We start from the raw sequence: 24,210 nt of genomic DNA on the forward strand, positions 1-24,210 counted from the left end.
AAACTATGCAGATCGACGGTGAATCAATCCAAGTGTATGATCTGCTTAATGATTTTCGATGTGGAATTTGTTAAAATAGGCCAAAGATGCCCGACGCATCTCTTCTGGTAGATTATCCTGTTTGGTATTCAGTAGATTATGCTGGGCCTTGTTGTTTTTTTTAATGAAAATCCCTTTTTCACTATCGAATTTCAAATAGCCGAGATCAAAAAAGCGCTCTTCAATCTTGCCGGAAGAATCCATTGCATGGAAGGTGAGGGGGGTGATCTTTAGGGGGTTTTTATAGATCAATAACCATTGATATTTAGCGGCTTTGGAAACCTGTTCCGTGAATTTTGCTTCAAGGATACATATAGAAATGCCGTCTAGAAAATAAGTATATTCGTAAAATTCGTTCATAGGGTTTTATAGTATAGAGAGAGTGGTGTGTACATGTATCAAACGCTGTGGTCATTTGAGTGATACTCTAAGTTATTTCTGATTTCGGAATATTTTTGGGGACATACCTGTATGTTTCTTGAAGAAATTTGAAAAAGATGCTGTATCACAAAATTTTAAGTCAATAGCTATTTCTTTTATAGACTTTTTGTTTGAAACTAGATGGTTTTTGATAGTCTGGATAAAATCATCAGCTATAACAGAACTGGCAGTTCTGTTATAGTGCTTGCGACATAGGATATTAAGGTAGTTAGCACTTACAAATAGGCTATTGGCATAAAAACTGACTTTTCTTGTATCCATGCAATGTTGGCCAACTAAATCTATGAATTTTTTCAAAAGTGGCACCTGAGTGTTGTTATTTTGACTTTCGGGCAGTATTTTTAGTAATTCACCACTGATTATTAATGAAGTAATACGCAGACGAGAATAAATGACCTCCCATAAGCCGTTTCCAGACTTTATCTCATCGCCTATGCATTTCAATTCATGGACAAGTTTATAAAATGTTTCAAGGTCAAGCTCAATGGTTGGATATTTTTTATGTACCGAGAGTGGGTGCTTAAAACAATCTGAAATTCTCTCAAATATCTTCTGGGATATCGAAATTTCATATATTATAGTCGTAGACTTCAATTGGTTGCAAAGGATTTGACCAGGAAAATAAAGTTGCATCTGTAATGGCGACATTGTATGATTTATACCATTAACATCGTTAATTTCATCTCTGTTCTCAACAAGCATTATGATAAAATGATCCAGTTCAGCTGGACAGTAGCATTCGTAGGATGCTCCGCTTATTTCCCTGTAGATAAGATTTGAACTCAAATCCGTAGCCAACCGAGTTTCAGTAAAGTTTTGCGATCGATATTGTTGAGTTAATTTATCCATAACTGGTCATAAACGGAGGCAGGTCATCCCCGACCTTACCTCCGTCGTCTCCCTATTGATGCTAAAATAATAATGAAGTAAATGCCTTCATTGCTTATCCGTATCGATGTAAAGATATTCAACGGTGATAAACAAAAACAGGAAATTGAACTGAATTGCTGAATTTTGCAATACTTCTTATAATTTATACAATAAATGTTTTTTCTTTCGACCTACTTTTACAAAATGAACAGCTACCATGACTATTTTATAATGAAGTAGCTTCAGCGGGAACATACTCTATCATTTTAAAGATATAAGACGGTAGGGGCTAAATTGGTACATGTATAGGTATTATTTAAACATATTTTAAATTGAATCCTTTGGAAACTTTTTCAACAATCTTTCAGTGCCCCAAAGTCTATATGAGCTCAATAGTCCTTTACATGCCAAGTGGTTATAAAAAGTCTTTTTTGCTTTTTTTTTGCTTCTCTGAAATAATAACAATGGACAACAAATCCAGTTTATCTTATAAATCTAATTTAAGTTATCTATAAAAATGCGCGCTCCAAGCTTTTTAATCGGTGTAATTTTCTTTAATAGTATGTTTTATGATACAGTCAGTTTTTGAACAGAATAGTGGGCAGCCAAGAATGAATGAAAAACCTAAAGTAAAGATGGGGGATGAAGAGATTGCTTATGAGAAGTTGAACGAAAGAAATAGCCTCCATAAGACTATTAACTGTACCTATTTTATAATAGTATTGTTCAGCAGTGGTAGCGGTACTCATTCTATTGATGATGTCGATTATACCATAGGAGACCGCCAATTACATTTTTTGTTCCCGGGACAGCGTCATCACTGGGAAACCGAGAGAGGCACCGAAGCACAAAAGATTGTAGTAGGTAAAAAGGTATTTGAGACTTTTTCAAGCAATGGGATATTTCACCTTATTAGGCACAACCTGCATCCAGTATTCAAGCTCGATCAGACTACGTTTTTTGCAGTTGATCAGGAATTTAAAAAAATCGAAAATGAGTTGCATTTGCTGGATTCGGACAAAATATGGAAAAAGATCCTATCCGTAAGGATGGATATTATTGCTGCAATGATTGCAAAAGAAGCTGAAATTTACATCAAGGAAAGTGTTTTTAAGAATGCGAACATTATCGTGAAGAATTTTTGGTTATTGGCAAACCAGCACTTCACTAGACAGAAAAACGTTTCTTGGTATGCAGATCAGCTACACGTCGGAGCCAGCTACCTTAATTATCTCTGTAAAAAACACCTGAATGTAGGAGCCAATCAGGTGATTGGACAACGAATACTGTTGGATGCTAAAAAACAACTCAGATTTTCTGAACAATCAATAAAGGAAATCGCTTATAGCCTTGGCTTTAAGGATGTACCCAGTTTCTCAAACTTTTTTAGGGAAAAAAGTGGATTTACTCCTTCGGCTTATCGGGAATAATTCTGGAGTATTTAATTTTTTAGTTTGCATATTTCTGAAATCATATGTGTGGGTATTGCAAGCAAAATATAAACACTTGTTCAAATGCACTTGTCAGAATTGTTATTTTCATAAAAACAATTGTGGATTTTATAAAGAAGTATTCAGGAAACCAAATCCATTGTTACTAATATTTAGTTTTGTGTAGAAATTGAAATGAAAGCTTTTTTTCCATACAAAAATATAAACTTAAATAGAGGCAGCGAGTTTTATGAAAGTCTGCTATCCAAAATTCCGGAAAATCGGTATTGGTTTTATATCTGCATTTTGTTTAATGCCAATGTGATAAACATTATTGAAAAAGTAGGATTTTCTAAAGGCGGATTTACAATTTTGAATACTTTGTGGAGCCCGCTGTGGCTATTGTTGGGGCCGCTTTGCTTCTTAGCGAATAATTCATTGTCGAACAACAAAAAAAACTCCATGGGTTTAATACATTTATTGCCAGGGGGAGTTTATGTTGTTTTCTATATCGTAGTGAAACTTGATCAGGCATCTCATTCAGCCATAGCTGGAGAGCTGAATGAGATGTACTGGATTTCTATGTTTTTGGTGCCTGCTTCTCTTATTTTCTATTCAATTTGTGTCATTGTGGACAGAACCAGAGATCTGACCAAATTAGGGTATGAATCAGAACTGGTAATAATGATTTCCTGTTTTTATTTGATTATAGCCTTGCTCTATTTTCTTGTAGGTTATTGTTGGTTGGTATTGGACATCGAATTAAAGATTAACTACCGCTTTCTGATATATGGCTTACTGTCCATAACAGTTGCGTTCATAGCCATTTATTTCTTAATGGTAAAAAAGAATCGAAACCTCTCCAGAGTGTACCGTTTCCAGGTATCCCAAGATGGCTATTCAAATTCGAAATTGAAGTCTGAGCAAATTAATGAGTACAAAGAAAGAATAAAGAAGCATTTTGATGGCTCAAAGTGTTTTCTGCGATCGAATTTTTCGTTAGAAATCCTATCCCGCGAACTTGATATTCCCCAACATAACCTATCTCAGGTTTTTAACCTCTATCTGGGCAAAAATTTTTATGGGTATATCGCAGAATACCGTATTGAATATGCTTTGACACAGCTTAGATCAAATAATGGGAAGTTGAAAATGGAATCGCTGGCATATCAATGTGGCTTTAATTCCAGAAGTTCCTTTATCCGTTATTTTAAGGAGATAACGGGATATGTTCCATCAGAGTACTGCCAAAAAATGAAGCTTAATAATTTCTGTAGCTAATAGGATAGCCCATGATCTTTGTTTCCCTGTTGAAGTTGTTCCTTTTCGTTATTATGATTTTTGCTGGGCTAGCTTTTATCGATTGGATGAGATCTAAAAATGAAGTACCATTAAATAATTTGCTGGGGTTTTCAAATCTTTATATTGGATTGCATGCGGTGTTAGTTTTTACTGTCCAGTTTTTTTTTGAATTGCCAGATCCTTATGAATGGCTGGCACCTTTTTCCCTGATGTATGGACCATTTTTATACTATGTTGTTCTTATTATTCAGAACAGGCGAATCTCAGGCAAACAGATTATAATTCACTCTGCGCTTTTTCTTCTCTTTTTATTGCATTACTTATTGTTAATATTTTTACATGCTCCAGGAGGAACTGTCAATTGTTTTGCGAAATCTTTGGCCATAGCTTCATTGGTATCCTTTACTGGCTACATGGTTTTTTCTATACATGCTATTTTCAAACCTGTTTCAGGAAAGCATAAAGCCTATAGGCTAATAGTCGTTATTGGGCTTGTGCTTTTGTTATTTTCTACAATAATAATGTTTATCGGATCTTTTTTTGCCGATTCAATCAAGCGGTTTGAGGCATCAAACCAAATCCTGAAATTTTTGATATGCTGTTGCATGTTTTCGGGAATTTGGATCATACACCGATTCCAAAAAATGGTTCGCAAAGACTTGCTTAGTAACTCGTTATTTAAAGAAATTGGACAAGAAGATGGTTATAGTTTTAAATCTAAACCGAAATATGAAAAATCGCTCTTATCTGAGAAACAACTTGAAATCTATTTGGAAAAGCTCAGGAGTTTGATGGAGGACGAGGCAGTTTACCTCGACAAGGAGCTATCTCTTGATAAGCTCGCTATGTTGATGCATGTTCCTCGACACCATATTACACAGCTGCTTAGCTTAAATCTTGAAATGAGCTTCTATCAATATGTGAATAGATACAGGCTTAAGCATGCTGCCAATCTTTTAATGGCGGACTCCGACATATTGATCGATTCAATTTCGGAACAAAGTGGATTCAACTCCAGGGTATCTTTTAATCGACATTTTAAATCTGTTTACGGAATGCCTCCGTCCGAATTTAGATCTGAAAAGTAAATTCTGTTTTTTCTAAAAAACATGAATCTAGGTAATCATAATAGCTATTCATCCCCGTGGGAAGTACAATATCCCGGTTGGATGAAAAGGTGTTTTCGCTTTTAGAGGGTCATATTTGCGCCTCTAAAATTTAGTGAAATACTATATAGTTTAAATATGAAAAGCAAACGCTTCACTAGTCAATATTATTACTCAATATTGCTTTTATTTTTTCTTTTGATGTCTGCTCAGTTGAGTTATGCTGATGGTTCAAAGGATCTTTATCCCAGCGGAACAACGGGAGGGAGAGCGAAGCTTAGGTCATCACCTGCATCAAATGTATCAACACCATTTGCCAACTTCAATACACATTATGTGTTTGCTAAGGCAGGTGAAAAAATTACGATGGCAAGTAGCGTAATGGGGGTAAATCAAGGTGCAATAATATTGACTAAACCCGACGGCTCTACAAACACTTACAATAGTTCAGCTAACAGAATAAACAACCGCTCTGCAGAACTTGCCGGCCCAAATATTCCGGGACTTCCTTTACCCGGTAGATACGATGCTGTGGTCTTTAACGTGACCGTGGATGGTATTTATAGCGTAGATTTTGTTGCACCGTTTGGTCAAATTGACAATAGCCCTGATAATACTCTTGGCAGGGCCTTGCTTGATGCAGATGCCAATTGGAACACTCAGGGTAATAATGACAGGCTGATTTCAGCTTGGGATGTTTCTGTTGTGAATTCAACGGGTACTGGATTTGTAGCTGGTAGGGTTTATAGTAAGGTTCTGAATCTGGATATTTTCAATAGTTGGCAAGCCAGATATGCGTTCTATGGTCGCATGTATGTTTTGACAAATGATGGCTATGTGTATCGCGTCAACAATAATGGAAGCAATGGTTTTGCCTTTGAATTTTTTGTCAACAACAAGGGGTTTGTCGATGCAAACGGGAATCCAATATACCAAAGCTTAGACAATACAAATATTATTGGACACACTAAAGATCCGAGAACAGCTGATACAGAAACAGACATCACTCAAAAAATGTTCTACACCTTACCCGCCGGAGATCTGCCCCAGTCATCAACCGGTGCTGTACCCGGAGGAAGCACATGGTTGAAAACTCCGAGATTAAAACCAAAGGTTGTTGACCTTGATATTGTTGGAGTGGAAGGAACTCCTGGTCAGGTCAGTAACAAGGGGGGACAATCAGTTTCAAAGCAAATCTTCCTGGGGCCTATACAATAAATATTGTAAGTACAAGTACACCAAGTCAATTCCCAACCCGAACGCTTACTGGGTTTGCAAACACCGGTTTAAATTCGATTCCCTGGGATGGGAAGGATGGGGCTGGCAATCCGTTACCTTCAGGCTCGAATCCAGCGAGAGTGACTGTCCAGTTACACGGCGCTGAGGTGCATTTTCCATACGTAGATATGGAAATCAATCCAAGTGGAATTAAACTTGAGTTGCTGACTGAAGATAATTCAGGTGTGGAATCAGACGTAGTCTACTGGGATGATACAGCAGTGGCAAATTCTGGCAACCCGAGTGCTGAACATTCCAATCCGGCCAAAGCCACGCCCACTGGCATCTCATCTGCGAGTAACGGGCATAAATGGGGGGATATCTTACAAACAATTCTAATGGTACCGGATCGGCTAATACAGGAACTGGGGCTTTCAGCTTCGGTAACGAAAAAAGTATGGATACCTGGACCTTTATCTTGGGAGAGGAGGAGAAGCTGGAAACAAATGTTACCACCAAGGTCTCTGATTTAAAGGTAAATAGTATTGTTCCAGACGTGACATTTATTTCGCCAAATGATAATGTAACCTATACAGTTGAAGTTCAGAATAGTGACGGTAGTGCTAATTACGCTGATGTACTTGGTGCTCCATATAGTTTCAATGTGCCAAATGGTATGGAAATTGTTTCGGTAACACCGGTTTCTTCATGTGGTGGGATCGATAATCTTGGTGAAATTTCTACCGACAAACAACATTATAATTCCAAGGTTGATCTACCTAATGGCTGTAAAATAACTTATACCATAGTTGTCGAAGCAGTAAGTGTGCCTTCAGGGCCAATTGTTGTTGAGACTACTATAATGAGGCCTCCAGATGTAACTGACCCGGACGCAACGAATCCAGATCCAAACTCCACTCCAACTGATCCGCACTTGGAATGCAAAAATGGAACCTCAACGGAATCGTGTAACAACATTAAATATAGCTCTGCAGTTACAGCAATCCATCCTAAAATTTCACTTGTTAAATCTGTTACCAATACCGGTACAGGTGATGCAGGGAAATTTAAAGAGGGGGAGATTATTCAATATCAGTTTATAGCAAAAAACGTTGGGGATGTTCCTTTAACTTCCATCTCATTAACAGAAAGTTTACCGGACGTAACATTGTCTTCAAAGACGGGAGATGTGGGGAATGATAATGTTTTAAGTGTAAACGAGGAATGGACTTATACTGGCCAATACACTGTGAAAAAATCTGATGGTGATCCAGGCAAAGTTATTAATCAGGCAACCGTTACGGGAATTGATCCTGGTGGTAAAAATGTAAGTGATTTGAGCGGCACCTCCGGAGACAATGATAGTCCAACAGAGACTCCCGTTGTACAGGATGGCAAAGTGAGTTTGGTTAAAAGTGTAACCAGTACCACGCCAGCCGGAGGTTATAAGCTTGACGACGTAATCGCCTACCAGTTTGTGGCGAAGAACGAAGGCAATGTGACCCTGGACAATGTGACCATGAGCGATAATATTGCTGGTGTGGTTCCGGTCTACCAGAGTGGAGATGCCAATAATAATTCCAAGCTGGATGTAGGTGAAAGCTGGACTTATACGGCCAGTTATACCATTACCCAGGCCGATGTTGATGCAGGCAAGGTGAGCAATACTGCAGTGGTAAATGCGAAAGACCCTGCGGGCAATACCGTTACCGATAACTCGGGCACGACGAGTACCAGTGACGACCCTACAGTAACGCCGATTACCCAAGATGGCAAGGTCAGCCTTGTTAAAAGTGTAACCAGTGCCACACCAGCCGGAGGCTATAAGCTTGGCGACGTGATCGCCTACCGGTTTGTGGCGAAGAACGAAGGCAATGTGACTCTCGATAATGTGGCACTAACTGATAACATCTCTGGTGTGGTTCCGGCCTACCAGAGTGGAGATGCCAATAATAATTCCAAGCTGGATGTAGGTGAAAGCTGGACTTATACGGCCAGTTATACCATTACCCAGACCGATGTTGATGCAGGCAAGGTGAGCAATACTGCAGTGGTAAATGCAAAAGACCCTGCGGGCAATACCGTGACCGATAACTCGGGAACGACCAGTACCAGTGATGACCCTACAGAAACCTCGATTACCCAGGATGGCAAAGTGAGTCTGGTTAAAAGTGTAACCAGTGCCACGCCTGCCGGAGGCTATAAGCTTGGCGACGTGATCGCCTACCGGTTTGTGGCGAAGAACGAAGGCAATGTGACTCTCGATAATGTGGCACTAACTGATAACATCTCTGGTGTGGTTCCGGCCTACCAGAGTGGAGATGCCAATAATAATTCCAAGCTGGATGTAGGTGAAAGCTGGACTTATACGGCCAGTTATACCATTACCCAGGCCGATGTTGATGCAGGCAAGGTGAGCAATACTGCAGTGGTAAATGCAAAAGACCCTGCGGGCAATACCGTTACCGATAACTCGGGCACGACGAGTACCAGTGATGGTCCTACAGTAACCCCGATTACCCAAGATGGCAAGGTCAGCCTTGTTAAAAGTGTAACCAGTGCCACACCAGCCGGAGGCTATAAGCTTGGCGACGTGATCGCCTACCGGTTTGTGGCGAAGAACGAAGGCAACGTAACGCTGGACAACGTAACCATGACCGATAACCTGGCAGGGGTAACCCCTGTTTATGCCAGTGGAGATGCGAACAGCAATTCTAAACTTGATGTAGGTGAAAGCTGGACTTATACGGCCAGTTATACCATTACCCAGACTGATGTGGATGCAGGCAAGGTGAGCAATACGGCAGTAGTGAACGCGAAAGACCCTGCGGGCAATACCGTGACCGATAACTCGGGAACGACCAGTACCAGTGATGACCCTACAGAAACCTCGATTACCCAGGATGGCAAAGTGAGTCTGGTTAAAAGTGTAACCAGTGCCACGCCTGCCGGAGGCTATAAGCTTGGCGACGTGATCGCCTACCAGTTTGTGGCGAAGAACGAAGGCAATGTGACTCTCGATAATGTGGCACTAACTGATAACATCTCTGGTGTGGTTCCGGCCTACCAGAGTGGAGATGCCAATAATAATTCCAAGCTGGATGTAGGTGAAAGCTGGACTTATACGGCCAGTTATACCATTACCCAGGCCGATGTTGATGCAGGCAAGGTGAGTAATACCGCGGTTGTGAACGCGAAAGACCCTGCGGGCAATACCGTTACCGATAACTCGGGCACGACCAGTACCAATGACGATCCAACCGAGACTGTAATTCCACAAACCGGCAAAGTGAGCCTGGTGAAAACCGTGACCAGTACCACGCCAGCCGGAGGCTATAAGCTTGACGACGTAATCGCCTACCAGTTTGTGGCGAAGAACGAAGGCAACGTAACGCTGGACAACGTAACCATGAGCGATAATATTGCTGGTGTGGTTCCGGTCTACCAGAGTGGAGATGCGAACAGCAATTCTAAACTTGATGTAGGTGAAAGCTGGACTTATACGGCCAGTTATACCATTACCCAGACTGATGTGGATGCAGGCAAGGTGAGCAATACGGCAGTAGTGAACGCGAAAGACCCTGCGGGCAATACCGTTACCGATAATTCGGGCACGACCAGTACCAATGACGACCCTACAGTAACGCCTATAGTCCAGAACGGCAAAGTGAGTTTGGTTAAAAGTGTAACCAGTACCACGCCAGCCGGAGGCTATAAGCTTGACGACGTAATCGCCTACCAGTTTGTGGCGAAGAACGAAGGCAACGTAACGCTGGACAACGTAACCATGACCGATAACCTGGTAGGGGTAACCCCTGTTTATGCAAGCGGCGATGCGAACAGCAATTCTAAACTCGATGTAGGTGAAAGCTGGACTTATACGGCCAGTTATACCATTACCCAGACTGATGTAGATGCAGGCAAGGTGAGCAATACTGCAGTGGTGAACGCGAAAGACCCTGCGGGCAATACCGTGACCGATAACTCGGGCACGACGAGTACCAGTGATGACCCTACAGAAACCTCGATTACCCAGGATGGCAAGGTCAGCCTTGTTAAAAGTGTAACCAGTACCACGCCAGCCGGAGGCTATAAGCTTGACGACGTAATCGCCTACCGGTTTGTGGCGAAGAACGAAGGCAACGTAACGCTGGACAACGTAACCATGACCGATAACCTGGCAGGGGTAACCCCTGTTTATGCAAGCGGCGATGCGAACAGCAATTCTAAACTTGATGTAGGTGAAAGCTGGACTTATACGGCCAGTTACACCATTACCCAGGCCGATGTTGATGCAGGGAAGGTGAGCAATACTGCAGTGGTGAACGCGAAAGACCCTGCGGGCAATACCGTGACCGATAACTCGGGCACGACGAGTACCAGTGATGGTCCTACAGTAACCCCGATTACCCAAGATGGCAAGGTCAGCCTTGTTAAAAGTGTAACCAGTGCCACACCAGCCGGAGGCTATAAGCTTGGCGACGTGATCGCCTACCGGTTTGTGGCGAAGAACGAAGGCAACGTAACGCTGGACAACGTAACCATGACCGATAACCTGGCAGGGGTAACCCCTGTTTATGCCAGTGGAGATGCGAACAGCAATTCTAAACTTGATGTAGGTGAAAGCTGGACTTATACGGCCAGTTATACCATTACCCAGACTGATGTGGATGCAGGCAAGGTGAGCAATACGGCAGTAGTGAACGCGAAAGACCCTGCGGGCAATACCGTGACCGATAACTCGGGCACGACGAGTACCAGTGATGACCCTACAGAAACCTCGATTACCCAGGATGGCAAAGTGAGTCTGGTTAAAAGTGTAACCAGTGCCACGCCTGCCGGAGGCTATAAGCTTGGCGACGTGATCGCCTACCAGTTTGTGGCGAAGAACGAAGGCAATGTGACTCTCGATAATGTGGCACTAACTGATAACATCTCTGGTGTGGTTCCGGCCTACCAGAGTGGAGATGCCAATAATAATTCCAAGCTGGATGTAGGTGAAAGCTGGACTTATACGGCCAGTTATACCATTACCCAGGCCGATGTTGATGCAGGCAAGGTGAGTAATACCGCGGTTGTGAACGCGAAAGACCCTGCGGGCAATACCGTTACCGATAACTCGGGCACGACCAGTACCAATGACGACCCTACAGTAACGCCTATAGTCCAGAACGGCAAAGTGAGCCTGGTGAAAACCGTGACCAGTACCACGCCAGCCGGAGGCTATAAGCTTGACGACGTAATCGCCTACCAGTTTGTGGCGAAGAACGAAGGCAACGTAACGCTGGACAACGTAATCATGACCGATAACCTGGTAGGGGTAACCCCTGTTTATGCAAGCGGCGATGCGAACAGCAATTCTAAACTTGATGTTGGCGAAAGCTGGACTTATACCGCCAGTTATACCATTACACAAACGGATGTGGATGCAGGCAAGGTGAGCAATACTGCAGTGGTGAACGCGAAAGATCCTGCGGGCAATACCGTGACCGATAACTCGGGCACGACGAGTACCAGTGATGGTCCTACAGTAACCCCGATTACCCAAGATGGCAAGGTCAGCCTTGTTAAAAGTGTAACCAGTGCCACACCAGCCGGAGGCTATAAGCTTGGCGACGTGATCGCCTACCGGTTTGTGGCGAAGAACGAAGGCAACGTAACGCTGGACAACGTAACCATGACCGATAACCTGGCAGGGGTAACCCCTGTTTATGCCAGTGGAGATGCGAACAGCAATTCTAAACTTGATGTAGGTGAAAGCTGGACTTATACGGCCAGTTATACCATTACCCAGACTGATGTGGATGCAGGCAAGGTGAGCAATACGGCAGTAGTGAACGCGAAAGACCCTGCGGGCAATACCGTGACCGATAACTCGGGAACGACCAGTACCAGTGATGACCCTACAGAAACCTCGATTACCCAGGATGGCAAAGTGAGTCTGGTTAAAAGTGTAACCAGTGCCACGCCTGCCGGAGGCTATAAGCTTGGCGACGTGATCGCCTACCGGTTTGTGGCGAAGAACGAAGGCAATGTGACTCTCGATAATGTGGCACTAACTGATAACATCTCTGGTGTGGTTCCGGCCTACCAGAGTGGAGATGCCAATAATAATTCCAAGCTGGATGTAGGTGAAAGCTGGACTTATACGGCCAGTTATACCATTACCCAGACCGATGTTGATGCAGGCAAGGTGAGCAATACTGCAGTGGTAAATGCAAAAGACCCTGCGGGCAATACCGTTACCGATAATTCGGGAACAACCAGTACCGGTGACGATCCAACCGAGACTGTAATTCCACAAACCGGCAAAGTGAGCCTGGTGAAAACCGTGACCAGTACCACGCCAGCCGGAGGCTATAAGCTTGACGACGTAATCGCCTACCAGTTTGTGGCGAAGAACGAAGGCAACGTAACGCTGGACAACGTAACCATGAGCGATAACCTGGCAGGGGTAACCCCTGTTTATGCAAGCGGCGATGCGAACAGCAATTCTAAACTCGATGTTGGCGAAAGCTGGACTTATACCGCCAGTTATACCATTACACAAACGGATGTGGATGCAGGCAAGGTGAGCAATACTGCAGTGGTGAACGCGAAAGACCCTGCGGGCAATACCGTTACCGATAACTCGGGCACGACGAGTACCAGTGACGACCCTACAGTAACGCCGATTACCCAAGATGGCAAGGTCAGCCTTGTTAAAAGTGTAACCAGTGCCACACCAGCCGGAGGCTATAAGCTTGGCGACGTGATCGCCTACCGGTTTGTGGCGAAGAACGAAGGCAACGTAACGCTGGACAACGTAACCATGACCGATAACCTGGCAGGGGTAACCCCTGTTTATGCAAGCGGCGATGCGAACAGCAATTCTAAACTTGATGTAGGTGAAAGCTGGACTTATACGGCCAGTTACACCATTACCCAGGCCGATGTTGATGCAGGGAAGGTGAGCAATACTGCAGTGGTGAACGCGAAAGACCCTGCGGGCAATACCGTTACCGATAACTCGGGCACGACGAGTACCAGTGATGGTCCTACAGTAACCCCGATTACCCAAGATGGCAAAGTGAGTCTGGTTAAAAGTGTAACCAGTACCACGCCAGCCGGAGGCTATAAGCTTGACGACGTAATCGCCTACCAGTTTGTGGCGAAGAACGAAGGCAACGTAACGCTGGACAACGTAACCATGACCGATAACCTGGTAGGGGTAACCCCTGTTTATGCAAGCGGCGATGCGAACAGCAATTCTAAACTCGATGTTGGCGAAAGCTGGACTTATACGGCCAGTTATACCATTACCCAGGCCGATGTAGATGCAGGCAAGGTGAGCAATACTGCAGTGGTGAACGCGAAAGACCCTGCGGGCAATACCGTTACCGATAATTCGGGCACGATCAGTACCAATGACGACCCTACAGTAACGCCTATAGCCCAGAACGGCAAGGTCAGCCTTGTTAAAAGTGTAATCAGTACCACGCCAGCCGGAGGCTATAAGCTTGACGACGTAATCGCCTACCAGTTTGTGGCGAAGAACGAAGGCAACGTAACCCTGGACAATGTGACCATGAGCGATAATATTGCTGGTGTGGTTCCGGCCTACCAGAGTGGAGATGCCAATAATAATTCCAAGCTGGATGTAGGTGAAAGCTGGACTTATACGGCCAGTTATACCATTACCCAGACCGATGTTGATGCAGGCAAGGTGAGCAATACTGCAGTGGTAAATGCAAAAGACCCTGCGGGCAATACCGTTACCGATAATTCGGGAACAACCAGTACCGGTGACGATCCAACCGAGACTGTAATTCCACAAACCGGCAAAGTGAGCCTGGTGAAAACCGTGACCAGTACCACGCCAGCCGGAGGCTATAAGCTTGACGACGTAATCGCCTACCAGTTTGTGGCGAAGAACGAAGGCAACGTAACGCTGGACAACGTAACCATGAGCGATAACCTGGCAGGGGTAACCCCTGTTTATGCAAGCGGCGATGCGAACAGCAATTCTAAACTCGATGTTGGCGAAAGCTGGACTTATACCGCCAGTTATACCATTACACAAACGGATGTGGATGCAGGCAAGGTGAGCAATACGGCAGTAGTGAACGCGAAAGATCCTGCGGGCAATACCGTGACCGATAACTCGGGCACGACGAGTACCAGTGATGGTCCTACAGTAACCCCGATTACCCAAGATGGCAAAGTGAGTCTGGTTAAAAGTGTAACCAGTGCCACACCAGCCGGAGGCTATAAGCTTGGCGACGTGATCGCCTACCGGTTTGTGGCGAAGAACGAAGGCAACGTAACGCTGGACAACGTAACCATGACCGATAACCTGGCAGGGGTAACCCCTGTTTATGCCAGTGGAGATGCGAACAGCAATTCTAAACTTGATGTAGGTGAAAGCTGGACTTATACGGCCAGTTATACCATTACCCAGGCCGATGTTGATGCAGGGAAGGTGAGCAATACGGCAGTAGTGAACGCGAAAGACCCTGCGGGCAATACCGTTACCGATAACTCGGGAACGACCAGTACCAGTGATGGTCCTACAGTAACCCCGATTACCCAGGATGGCAAAGTGAGTTTGGTTAAAAGTGTAACCAGTACCACGCCTGCCGGAGGCTATAAGCTTGGCGACGTGATCGCCTACCAGTTTGTGGCGAAGAACGAAGGCAATGTGACTCTCGATAATGTGGCACTAACTGATAACATCTCTGGTGTGGTTCCGGCCTACCAGAGTGGAGATGCCAATAATAATTCCAAGCTGGATGTAGGTGAAAGCTGGACTTATACGGCCAGTTATACCATTACCCAGACTGATGTGGATGCAGGCAAGGTGAGCAATACTGCAGTGGTGAACGCGAAAGACCCTGCGGGCAATACCGTAACGGACAATTCTGGAACTGCGGTTGATAATGACGACCCTACAGTAACGCCTATAACCCAGAATGGCAAAGTGAGTTTGGTTAAAAGTGTAACCAGTGCCACGCCTGCCGGAGGCTATAAGCTTGGCGACGTAATCGCCTACCGGTTTGTGGCGAAGAACGAAGGCAACGTAACGCTGGACAATATAACCATGACCGATAACCTGGCAGGGGTAACCCCTGTTTATGCCAGTGGTGATGCCAACGGCAACAGCAAGCTTGACGTTGGCGAAAGCTGGACTTATACCGCCAGTTATACCATTACACAAACGGATGTAGATGCAGGCAAGGTGAGCAATACTGCAGTGGTGAACGCGAAAGATCCTGCGGGCAATACCGTGACCGATAACTCGGGAACGACCAGTACCAGTGATGACCCTACAGAAACCTCGATTACCCAGGATGGCAAAGTGAGTCTGGTTAAAACAGTGACCAGTACCACGCCAGCCGGTGGCTATAAACTTGGCGACGTGATCGCCTACCGGTTTGTGGCGAAGAACGAAGGCAACGTAACGCTGGACAACGTAACCATGACCGATAACCTGGCAGGGGTAACCCCTGTTTATGCAAGCGGCGATGCGAACAGCAATTCTAAACTTGATGTAGGTGAAAGCTGGACTTATACGGCCAGTTACACCATTACCCAGGCCGATGTTGATGCAGGGAAGGTGAGCAATACTGCAGTGGTGAACGCGAAAGACCCTGCGGGCAATACCGTTACCGATAACTCGGGCACGACGAGTACCAGTGATGGTCCTACAGTAACCCCGATTACCCAAGATGGCAAAGTGAGTCTGGTTAAAAGTGTAACCAGTACCACGCCAGCCGGAGGCTATAAGCTTGACGACGTAATCGCCTACCAGTTTGTGGCGAAGAACGAAGGCAACGTAACGCTGGACAACGTAACCATGACCGATAACCTGGTAGGGATAACCCCTGTTTATGCAAGCGGCGATGCGAACAGCAATTCTAAACTCGATGTTGGCGAAAGCTGGACTTATACGGCCAGTTATACCATTACCCAGGCCGATGTAGATGCAGGCAAGGTGAGCAATACTGCAGTGGTGAACGCGAAAGACCCTGCGGGCAATACCGTTACCGATAATTCGGGCACGATCAGTACCAATGACGACCCTACAGTAACGCCTATAGCCCAGAACGGCAAGGTCAGCCTTGTTAAAAGTGTAACCAGTGCCACACCAGCCGGAGGCTATAAGCTTGACGACGTAATCGCCTACCAGTTTGTGGCGAAGAACGAAGGCAACGTAACGCTGGACAACGTAACCATGACCGATAACTTGGCAGGGGTAACCCCTGTTTATGCAAGCGGCGATGCGAACAGCAATTCTAAACTCGATGTTGGCGAAAGCTGGACTTATACGGCCAGTTATACCATTACCCAGACAGACGTTGATGCAGGGAAGGTGAGCAACACCGCCGTAGTGAATGCGAAAGACCCTGCGGGCAATACCGTGACCGACAACTCGGGAACTGCGGTTGATAATGACGACCCTACAGTAACGCCTATAGCCCAGAACGGCAAAGTGAGTTTGATCAAAACGGTAACCAATGTTGGAATGGGTACCAATGGTGCATTCATATTGGGTAATCAAATCGAGTATACCTTTACAGTGACCAATACAGGGAATGTAGGCTTAAAAAATTTGGTTTTAACAGATCCATTGCTGACCAATTCGGTTATCAATATACCAGGTGTTTTAGAACCAGGTAAATCAATTACCCAGGTTCAAAAATACACCATCACCAATACGGATATAGCCTTAGGCAGAGTGATCAACAGTGCTGTAATCAAAGCTAATGACCATGTAGGCAATGAGGTGAAAGATATTTCGGGAACGGCAACAGACAACGATAATACAACTGTAACCATAGTAGCGAAACCCCCAATTGCAAATGATGATGCAAAAGATACGATGCAGAATAAACCTGTAACTATAGATGTCCAGAAAAATGACCAAGTAGGTAGCAGTCCAATTGTATCCGGTAGTACGGTAATTACAAAACAGCCAAAAAATGGTACAGTAGCAGTAAACGCTGACGGAACAGTGACTTACACACCAAACAATGGCTACACGGGAACTGATGAATTTGAATATACGGTAACAGATGTTAATGGACAGGTTTCAAACCCTGCTAAAGTGACAATAACCATTGTACCTTCTAATCCTGTTGCAAGTGACGATGCAGCAGAAACGCAATGGAACAAAGAAGTCAAAATCCCAATTCTGGACAATGACAGACCTTCTGGTGCTCCGTTGGACATGACAACTATTGATATTACAGAACAACCTAAGCACGGCGCAGTAAGGGTTAATAGCGATGGTACGGTCACTTACCTGCCAAATAGTGGCTATACTGGAAATGACAGCTTTAAATACCGTATAAAAGATGTGAATGGAAACTGGACCAATGTGGCTACGGTAACAGTTAAAGTAACGGGCTTCTTTATTCCTAATGTGATCACTCCAAATGGGGATGGGAAAAATGACGCTTTCGTTATCGTTGGATTGGAAAACTACCATAATGTTCACCTGACCATTTTTAACCGTTGGGGAAATGAAGTTTATCGAAGTGATAATTATAAAAATACGTGGACAGGCGATGGTCTGAACGAAGGAACCTATTACTACCTCATCCGTTTAAGGGATGGCGAAAAAGAGCAGGTACATAAAGGTTGGGTTTTACTAAAAAGATAGATGATCATGGCCAGCGAAAGGCTGGCCTAATATAAAAAGGTTATGAAGAAGCATTTTGCGAGAAAAAATATGCTGGTGCTGTGTTTGACAATAGCTGTGACATTTCAGTTAAAGGCACAACAGAATATTCAGTTTACACAATATATTTTCAACTCTTTGAGTGTCAATCCGGCTTATGCAGGGTATAAGGAGGAATGGTTTGGACAGCTTGGACTGAGAAGTCAATGGACCGGACTGGAAGGAGCACCAAAAACAGGGCAACTGTCAATTGACGGTGTAGCGGATGCCAATAAAAATATCGGACTTGGTTTACAAATTACGGATGATAGGCTGGGGCCGCAAAATGCGACTTCTGTTTATGCCAATTATGCTTACAGACTGAGACTTGATGAAGATGATACGCAAAGACTCAGCTTTGGGCTGGCTGCCGGAATTTCTCAGTATGGATTGGATGGCAATAAGCTCAGGCCAGTGGATGGAGACGATGCCAATCTGCCGATAGGCAAAATCAACAGTACCATTCCCGACATTCGATTCGGCGTTTATTATTACAATCCAAAATTTTACGTTGGCTTATCTGCCATGGATCTGTTTTCGGGCCAAAACTCGAATCGTTTTTTCAATTGGAACAGCAATACTATAGAGAACATTAGGCGTAAACGCCACTATTATCTCATCGCAGGTGCAATGATTAACCTCTCTGACGACACAAAGCTCCGGCCTAGCATGTTGTTTAAGGAGGACCTTAAGGGGCCTTCAAGTTTAGATATCGGTGGAATGTTGATCTTTGGTGGCAGGTTTTGGATCGGTGGTTCATACAGGACCGAAGCCAACTTGTGGAAGAAACGCTATGAGCAGGGACAAACCTTAAGTAGCCTTAATTCAATCTCAGGAATTACCCAGATTTACATTAATAATCAGTTAAGGGTCGGCTATTCATACGACTACATTATCAGTGAATTGAGCAGTTTTCAGAATGGAACGCATGAGATTACCCTGGGTATTACGTTTCCAGGGAAAAATAGACGTGTACTTAGCCCAAGATTTTTTTAAGAAGGATATCCCATACCCAGACCAAATTAATGAACATGAAGAAAAAAAATATTAAATATGTATTGCTTTTGGGCTTTGGTCTTTGTTGCCATATTGCAATTGCACAGGAACAACCTGATTTGAGGCAGAGAGCAGATCTTTTATATACCCAGTATAACTATGCAAGGGCGGCGACTATTTACCTGAAGTTGGTAGATGTCAAAAAACCAAAATTGTCGGATCTGGAAATACTTGCCGAATGCTATAGACAAATCAACGATTATGAGTCTGCAGAAAATTGGTATGCTCGGGTTATAGAATATCCCGAAAGCAGGGCGGAGAATCTGATCACTTACGGAGAGGTACTTAAATCGAATTCCCGTTATGCAGAAGCCAAAAAGATACTACAGCTATATGCCAGTAGGACTGGAGATTTAAAAAGAGTCAACAATGAGATACTTGGATGCGACTCGGCCACAGTTTGGATGGCTTCGCCTACAAATCATAAGCTTAGAAATGAAACCGGAGTTAATACAGAACTGGCCGAATTTGGTGTCTTTCCAATTGGGAGTAAAATATTTTACACTGCAGAACCGAATCAGGAGCAACAGAAAAAAGATGGACGAACTGGACATGCTTTTTTAAGAATTTATACTGCAGACCAGACTGCAAACAACGAGTTGACGGCTAAACTAATTCATAAGGCCGATTACAATAACCAGCCTTATCATGTCGGGCCAATTGCAACCAGTAAAGACGGAAGTATGTTGTTCGTTACCAGAACATATCCGGGTAAATCAGGAGAAGTCAGCAAAGAAAACAAATTTAGATTCAATACGAACAATTTGGAATTGTATATCTATAGTGCCAAAAATGGCAAATATGATGTTACCCCCTTTCCGTATAATGATGTTAAAAAATATTCGGTAGGGCATGCGGCGCTCAGTCCTGATGAAAAAACGCTGTATTTTGTATCCGATATGCCGGGGGGGCTAGGTGCTACGGATATCTGGTATTGCGAACTTGAACAGGATGGAAGTTGGGGAAAGCCAAAGAATGCTGGCCCTGAAATCAATACCGATCAGAATGAAATGTTTCCCAATATCGGAAATGATGGTGTCATGTATTATTCCAGTAATGGTTGGCCAGGAATGGGAGGTTTGGATGTTTTTGAAGCTAAAGGTGGTCGCAATAACTGGTCAAAGCCAACGAATCTACATTACCCTGTGAATTCACCCGCCGATGATTTTGCCTTTGTTACAGTGCGTAAAACAGAAGAAGCTCAAACGGGCTATCTTTCCTCAAATCGGAAAGGAGGGGTGGGAAGTGATGATATTTACAGTTTTGGGCGTGTAAAGCCTAAAATTGTCCTTGCCCTTAAAGGAGAGGTATTAAATAAAAGCACAGGCGCGCTGATAGAAGGGGCAACCGTTACACTATATGGTAATGGTCGTAGCATTGTATCCAAGAGGTATTCAAATGCTGATGGATTATTCTTTTTTGAGCTTGACAAAGAAACGGATTATACTGTTCTTGGGCAAAAGGAAAAATATTATAGCGATTCGGTTTTGGTCACTACCAAAGGAGTTGTAAAATCGGATACGCTTTTTGCATCCCTGAAATTGGAACCTTTATTCGAGATTGGAAAAACAATTGCGCTTCAGAATATCCATTATAATTTTGATAAGGCCAACATCCGTAAGGACGCCGCAAAAATTCTTGATGAGTTGGTACGTACTATGCGGGATAATCCAACGCTTGAAATAGAATTGGGATCGCATACAGATAGTCGGGGAAGCGATGTCTACAATATATACCTTTCTCTGTGCAGGGCACATTCAGTGGTTGAATACGTGGTCAACCGTGGTATTTCAAGGGCCCGTATGAAAACCAAAGGATATGGTGAAACCCAGCTGCTCAATCGTTGCAAAAATGGAGTAAAATGCTCGGAAGCCGAACATCAGGCCAATAGAAGGACTGAATTTAAAATTTTAAAATACTAGCGAAAAACGTCGAAAATATCAACAAATCAGAAAAAAATACGAGAAACTAGCAGGCTCTGAGTGGCTTTGAATAAGCTGATTAGCCAAAGTAAAAATACTGTTTCTTCTGTGTCCCATTAGAAAAGGCGTGCAGGTTGTTGAGGGGATAGACTCTTGTCACCGATCTGAGGGACATGGAGAAACAATTCATGGTATACATACTAGGTAAGATTATTCATGTAGTTATTTGTTCTGGTTTCAAATTTCGTTTTTAGTAAAACAATAATACTTTTAAGTCTTTCGGGATTAAATTTATCTACCGCAGAATCCCTATTTCTCTTTAGCAGTTAAATTTTATTCTTATTCTGGCCTTGCACAAGGCATTTTGCTATCTGAATGGGGCAAAGCAATGCCCCAGCCGACTGGCAGGAATTGGCATTCGCCATTTTGCAAATGCTAAAAACGAGAGCAGTGCGACGGAATTGTGCGATAGTATTTCGTAGGCCATTAACGAGCGCAGAGAGTTCGAAGGCACCCCTTTTGTTCACTTTTTTTACTTTTTTGCGGTTGTTCTTATTGGGGTTTATATTTACAAAACAGACCTGCCCAAATTATCTGCTTTATGTTTGGGGAAATGACTATTATTTAACATCTTTCTTATTGAATGCAACAGGTTTAATATTATATTCAAGGATCGAAGAACCAAAATAACCTATGAAAATGAAAAATGCCCTCACGGCCATTATCAGGCCGGTTTCTATTCCCCGAAATTTCTTATATTTATTCAAGAACCGAACGGGAAATCGAAATATTTGAGACAGCAAAAGCAGCTCATCAAAAGCTAACTATCCAAAATAATAACAAGAATATGTCTCCAACGGCTAAAAATGAAAATGCTGTGCTTGAGGTTGGACCCTCATCGAGAGAAATAGAAAATACGGTTACAAAAACAGATAATAGTTTTTTCGCACGTCTAATGCGGATGTTTAAAAATTAGTCTAGTCTCAGTTGGTGCAAGCTTTTGAGATTTGGGTAAGTGAGAGGTTGAATAAATATTCTAATTGTTGGCCGGAATTAATCTATTGATTTAAAAAAGGTACAAGTCTGGCCACTACATAAACCCAGGTAGCTAAAACTTGCGGCAGTTTTGTTTTTTAGGTTGAAATATTAATTCAATACGGTTTCTACAATTTTATTCAAAAGGTTTTGTCTCATTTTCGAATCTCTTTTATTGATCAGGACAATTAAACCCCAATTTTTAACCCTGTTGTAAGCTATAATAGACGATTGACCCATAGAATCTTCTGTTTTTAAGTAAATGGTGTTTTTATCATCGGTTATAATGTTGGTGCCTAACCCCATTTCTCTTTATAGTCGTACCAGCTTTTGCTTTGGCACCTGTAATAGGGAGTGTTAGTTACGATAGCTGGCAAGACTGATTACAAAGCGTTTGGTTTTTACCAAACGCTTTGGCATGGTATGTTTAAGGATGTATAATGGCCCAGCCTTGCTGCTGACGGATGATGAGCTCTCCATTTCCACTGGGAACAAAAGAAATAAAATCAAAGAGTTCATCTTTTGAAATGTTTCGCTCTCTCAGCGTGTTTTCGCACTCTGCCAGAATTACGCCTGCCTTTTGCAGCGCCAGCAGCTGCTGCTCGTATGCCGAACCTTTCTTAAATGCGGCTACACCACCACCATGTACAACCAGTTCAAGCTCCAGTTTTCCTTTTAAACGCGGGTCTTCTAGTGCATTCGCAATATTCTTTAGTGTACCCATTATTTTTTTGTCATCATCAGTGTTGAGCTGATAAACCGCTTTATAATGTTTAGCTGTTGCTATTGCTCCGTGAAAACTTTTGGGGTCGGTTTGCTTTTGCTGGGCAGATAAATTTAAGCTTAAAAAGCTGAATACCACTATCGGGAGTAATTGGTAATTTTTCATGTTGTTGTTTATAAATTTTTAAGATGGGCTTTTTTAATGGGATTAAAAGGGCCGTATTTATGTTGTACTTCGGTAAATTGATCCGTATAAGGCCCAAAGGGAAAGTCTATTGGCTTTTTCGAATTATCCGACCAGTCGCTGTGCTGATCTTTATGGGGTCGCGACTGGCTGTTTACGAAGGCCGCCAGGTCCCACGATTCTTCATCGTTGAGCAGCTGGTTTTTATAACTGGCGCCATAAGGCATATTATTTTTAATGTAACCCGCAAAATTTGAAAGCCTGTAAAGACCGGCTGCATCATTGTAACTATCTGGTCCCCATAAAGGCGGATAGGTAAATGTTTTTTTGCCTGCAGCGGGCAGGCCTTCGCCATTACGGCCGTGGCAGGAAACGCATTTAGCCTGATAGATCAATTTTCCTTTTAAGGGATCTGCTGCCCGCATCATAAAAGTAAGTTTTTGGATACCACTACCCTGAGGCGAAATTCCTTTTTTTACATCACTTCCCAAAAAACTGATATAGGCAATCATGGCTTTCAGCTCCCTGCTTGTACTATCGGGCGCTGTACCATTCAGGCTTCTCTCAAAGCAATCTGAAATGCGTTTAACTATGGTTTCTTTTGTGCCCGACCTGGCCCTGAATTTGGGGTAGGTAGAAAATACAGCCGCGTAATTGTTCCCAAATGGTTTAGTTCCCGCATCCAGGTGGCAGTTTTGACAGTTCATGCGGTTGCTGTGCCTGCCTACTGTACCCTCGGGCCCGAGATATTTGGCTGTGTTGGCAATCAGTTCCCGGCCATAACTCACCAATTCTTTCTCCTGCGGATCGTTAATGGCAGCTACATCAGGCGACTTCCAGTTTGGCGCTGGTTGGCTATCCTGCTTTTTTTCTTTCCGGTTAGTGTTTCTTTCAATCAAAAACGAAGCATGTTGGTTTGTCCTTGTTAAAACTAAAGCTATAACAAGGCCTAAAAGTATTACCGTAAGGATGCTAACCATAATTAAAATTTTGCTGATCTTTCGTGGTAATTCTTCCATTCGCTGCTAGCCGATATGATTGGGGTACAAAATAATGGCTAATCTCTGCATCTTCGGTTAAAATTCCAATTTCTTATCTGCAATTACTTATTGGCTGTTTGTTTTCTTAGTTATCCGTAGAACTCCTGCGGAAGACTGCGGACAGTTAGGTGTCAGGCTTCTCT

At 43.5% G+C, this 24,210-nt stretch carries 12 protein-coding genes; 7 read left to right on the forward strand and 5 right to left on the reverse strand.

All coding sequences use genetic code 11. The features are described 5' to 3' along the window. Positions 1–45: 45 nt before the first annotated feature. Positions 46–399, reverse strand: a complete 354-nt coding sequence (locus G7074_RS19155; RefSeq protein ID WP_166210604.1) for a hypothetical protein — start codon at positions 397–399, stop codon at positions 46–48. 72 nt (positions 400–471) lie between these two features. Continuing rightward, positions 472–1,329, reverse strand: a complete 858-nt coding sequence (locus tag G7074_RS19160) for an AraC family transcriptional regulator (RefSeq protein ID WP_166210607.1) — start codon at positions 1,327–1,329, stop codon at positions 472–474. 590 nt (positions 1,330–1,919) lie between these two features. On the opposite strand from G7074_RS19160, the gene G7074_RS19165 reads away from it, so the two are divergent. From G7074_RS19165 to G7074_RS19195, 7 genes are all read left to right on the forward strand, one after another. Further along, the gene (locus G7074_RS19165; RefSeq protein WP_166210610.1) at positions 1,920–2,780 is read left to right on the forward strand and encodes an AraC family transcriptional regulator; all 861 of its coding nucleotides are present in this window, start codon (positions 1,920–1,922) and stop codon (positions 2,778–2,780) included. Positions 2,781–2,975: 195 nt separating this feature from the next. Next, on the forward strand, positions 2,976–4,061 hold the full coding sequence (locus G7074_RS19170) for an AraC family transcriptional regulator (protein WP_166210613.1): 1,086 nt from the start codon (positions 2,976–2,978) through the stop codon (positions 4,059–4,061). Positions 4,062–4,072: 11 nt separating this feature from the next. Continuing rightward, positions 4,073–5,170, forward strand: coding sequence for a helix-turn-helix domain-containing protein (locus G7074_RS19175; RefSeq protein WP_166210616.1), 1,098 nt, complete (start codon positions 4,073–4,075; stop codon positions 5,168–5,170). 156 nt (positions 5,171–5,326) lie between these two features. Further along, positions 5,327–6,406, forward strand: a complete 1,080-nt coding sequence (locus tag G7074_RS19180; protein WP_166210619.1) for a hypothetical protein — start codon at positions 5,327–5,329, stop codon at positions 6,404–6,406. Positions 6,407–6,776: 370 nt separating this feature from the next. Next, positions 6,777–18,050: an Ig-like domain-containing protein gene (locus G7074_RS19185; protein ID WP_166210622.1), complete on the forward strand. Its 11,274-nt coding sequence runs from the start codon at positions 6,777–6,779 to the stop codon at positions 18,048–18,050. A gap of 42 nt (positions 18,051–18,092) precedes the next feature. Continuing rightward, the gene (locus G7074_RS19190; RefSeq protein WP_166210625.1) at positions 18,093–19,103 is read left to right on the forward strand and encodes a type IX secretion system membrane protein PorP/SprF; all 1,011 of its coding nucleotides are present in this window, start codon (positions 18,093–18,095) and stop codon (positions 19,101–19,103) included. A 35-nt stretch (positions 19,104–19,138) separates the two neighbouring features. Then, the gene (locus G7074_RS19195) at positions 19,139–21,085 is read left to right on the forward strand and encodes an OmpA family protein (RefSeq protein ID WP_166210628.1); all 1,947 of its coding nucleotides are present in this window, start codon (positions 19,139–19,141) and stop codon (positions 21,083–21,085) included. Positions 21,086–22,231: 1,146 nt separating this feature from the next. On the opposite strand, the gene G7074_RS19200 is transcribed toward G7074_RS19195, so the two are convergent. The 3 genes from G7074_RS19200 to G7074_RS19210 all read right to left on the reverse strand — a co-directional run bounded on the left by G7074_RS19200 (position 22,232) and on the right by G7074_RS19210 (position 24,046). Next, the gene (locus tag G7074_RS19200; protein ID WP_205944093.1) at positions 22,232–22,426 is read right to left on the reverse strand and encodes a hypothetical protein; all 195 of its coding nucleotides are present in this window, start codon (positions 22,424–22,426) and stop codon (positions 22,232–22,234) included. A gap of 121 nt (positions 22,427–22,547) precedes the next feature. Continuing rightward, on the reverse strand, positions 22,548–23,009 hold the full coding sequence (locus tag G7074_RS19205) for a DsrE family protein (RefSeq protein ID WP_166210631.1): 462 nt from the start codon (positions 23,007–23,009) through the stop codon (positions 22,548–22,550). Positions 23,010–23,017: 8 nt separating this feature from the next. Then, entirely contained in the window at positions 23,018–24,046 is a 1,029-nt protein-coding gene (locus G7074_RS19210; RefSeq protein ID WP_205944094.1) for a c-type cytochrome, read from the reverse strand. Positions 24,047–24,210 lie beyond the last annotated feature (164 nt).

Origin of the sequence: Pedobacter sp. HDW13 (assembly GCF_011303555.1) — a bacterium.
Classification (GTDB): Bacteria; Bacteroidota; Bacteroidia; order Sphingobacteriales; family Sphingobacteriaceae; genus Pedobacter.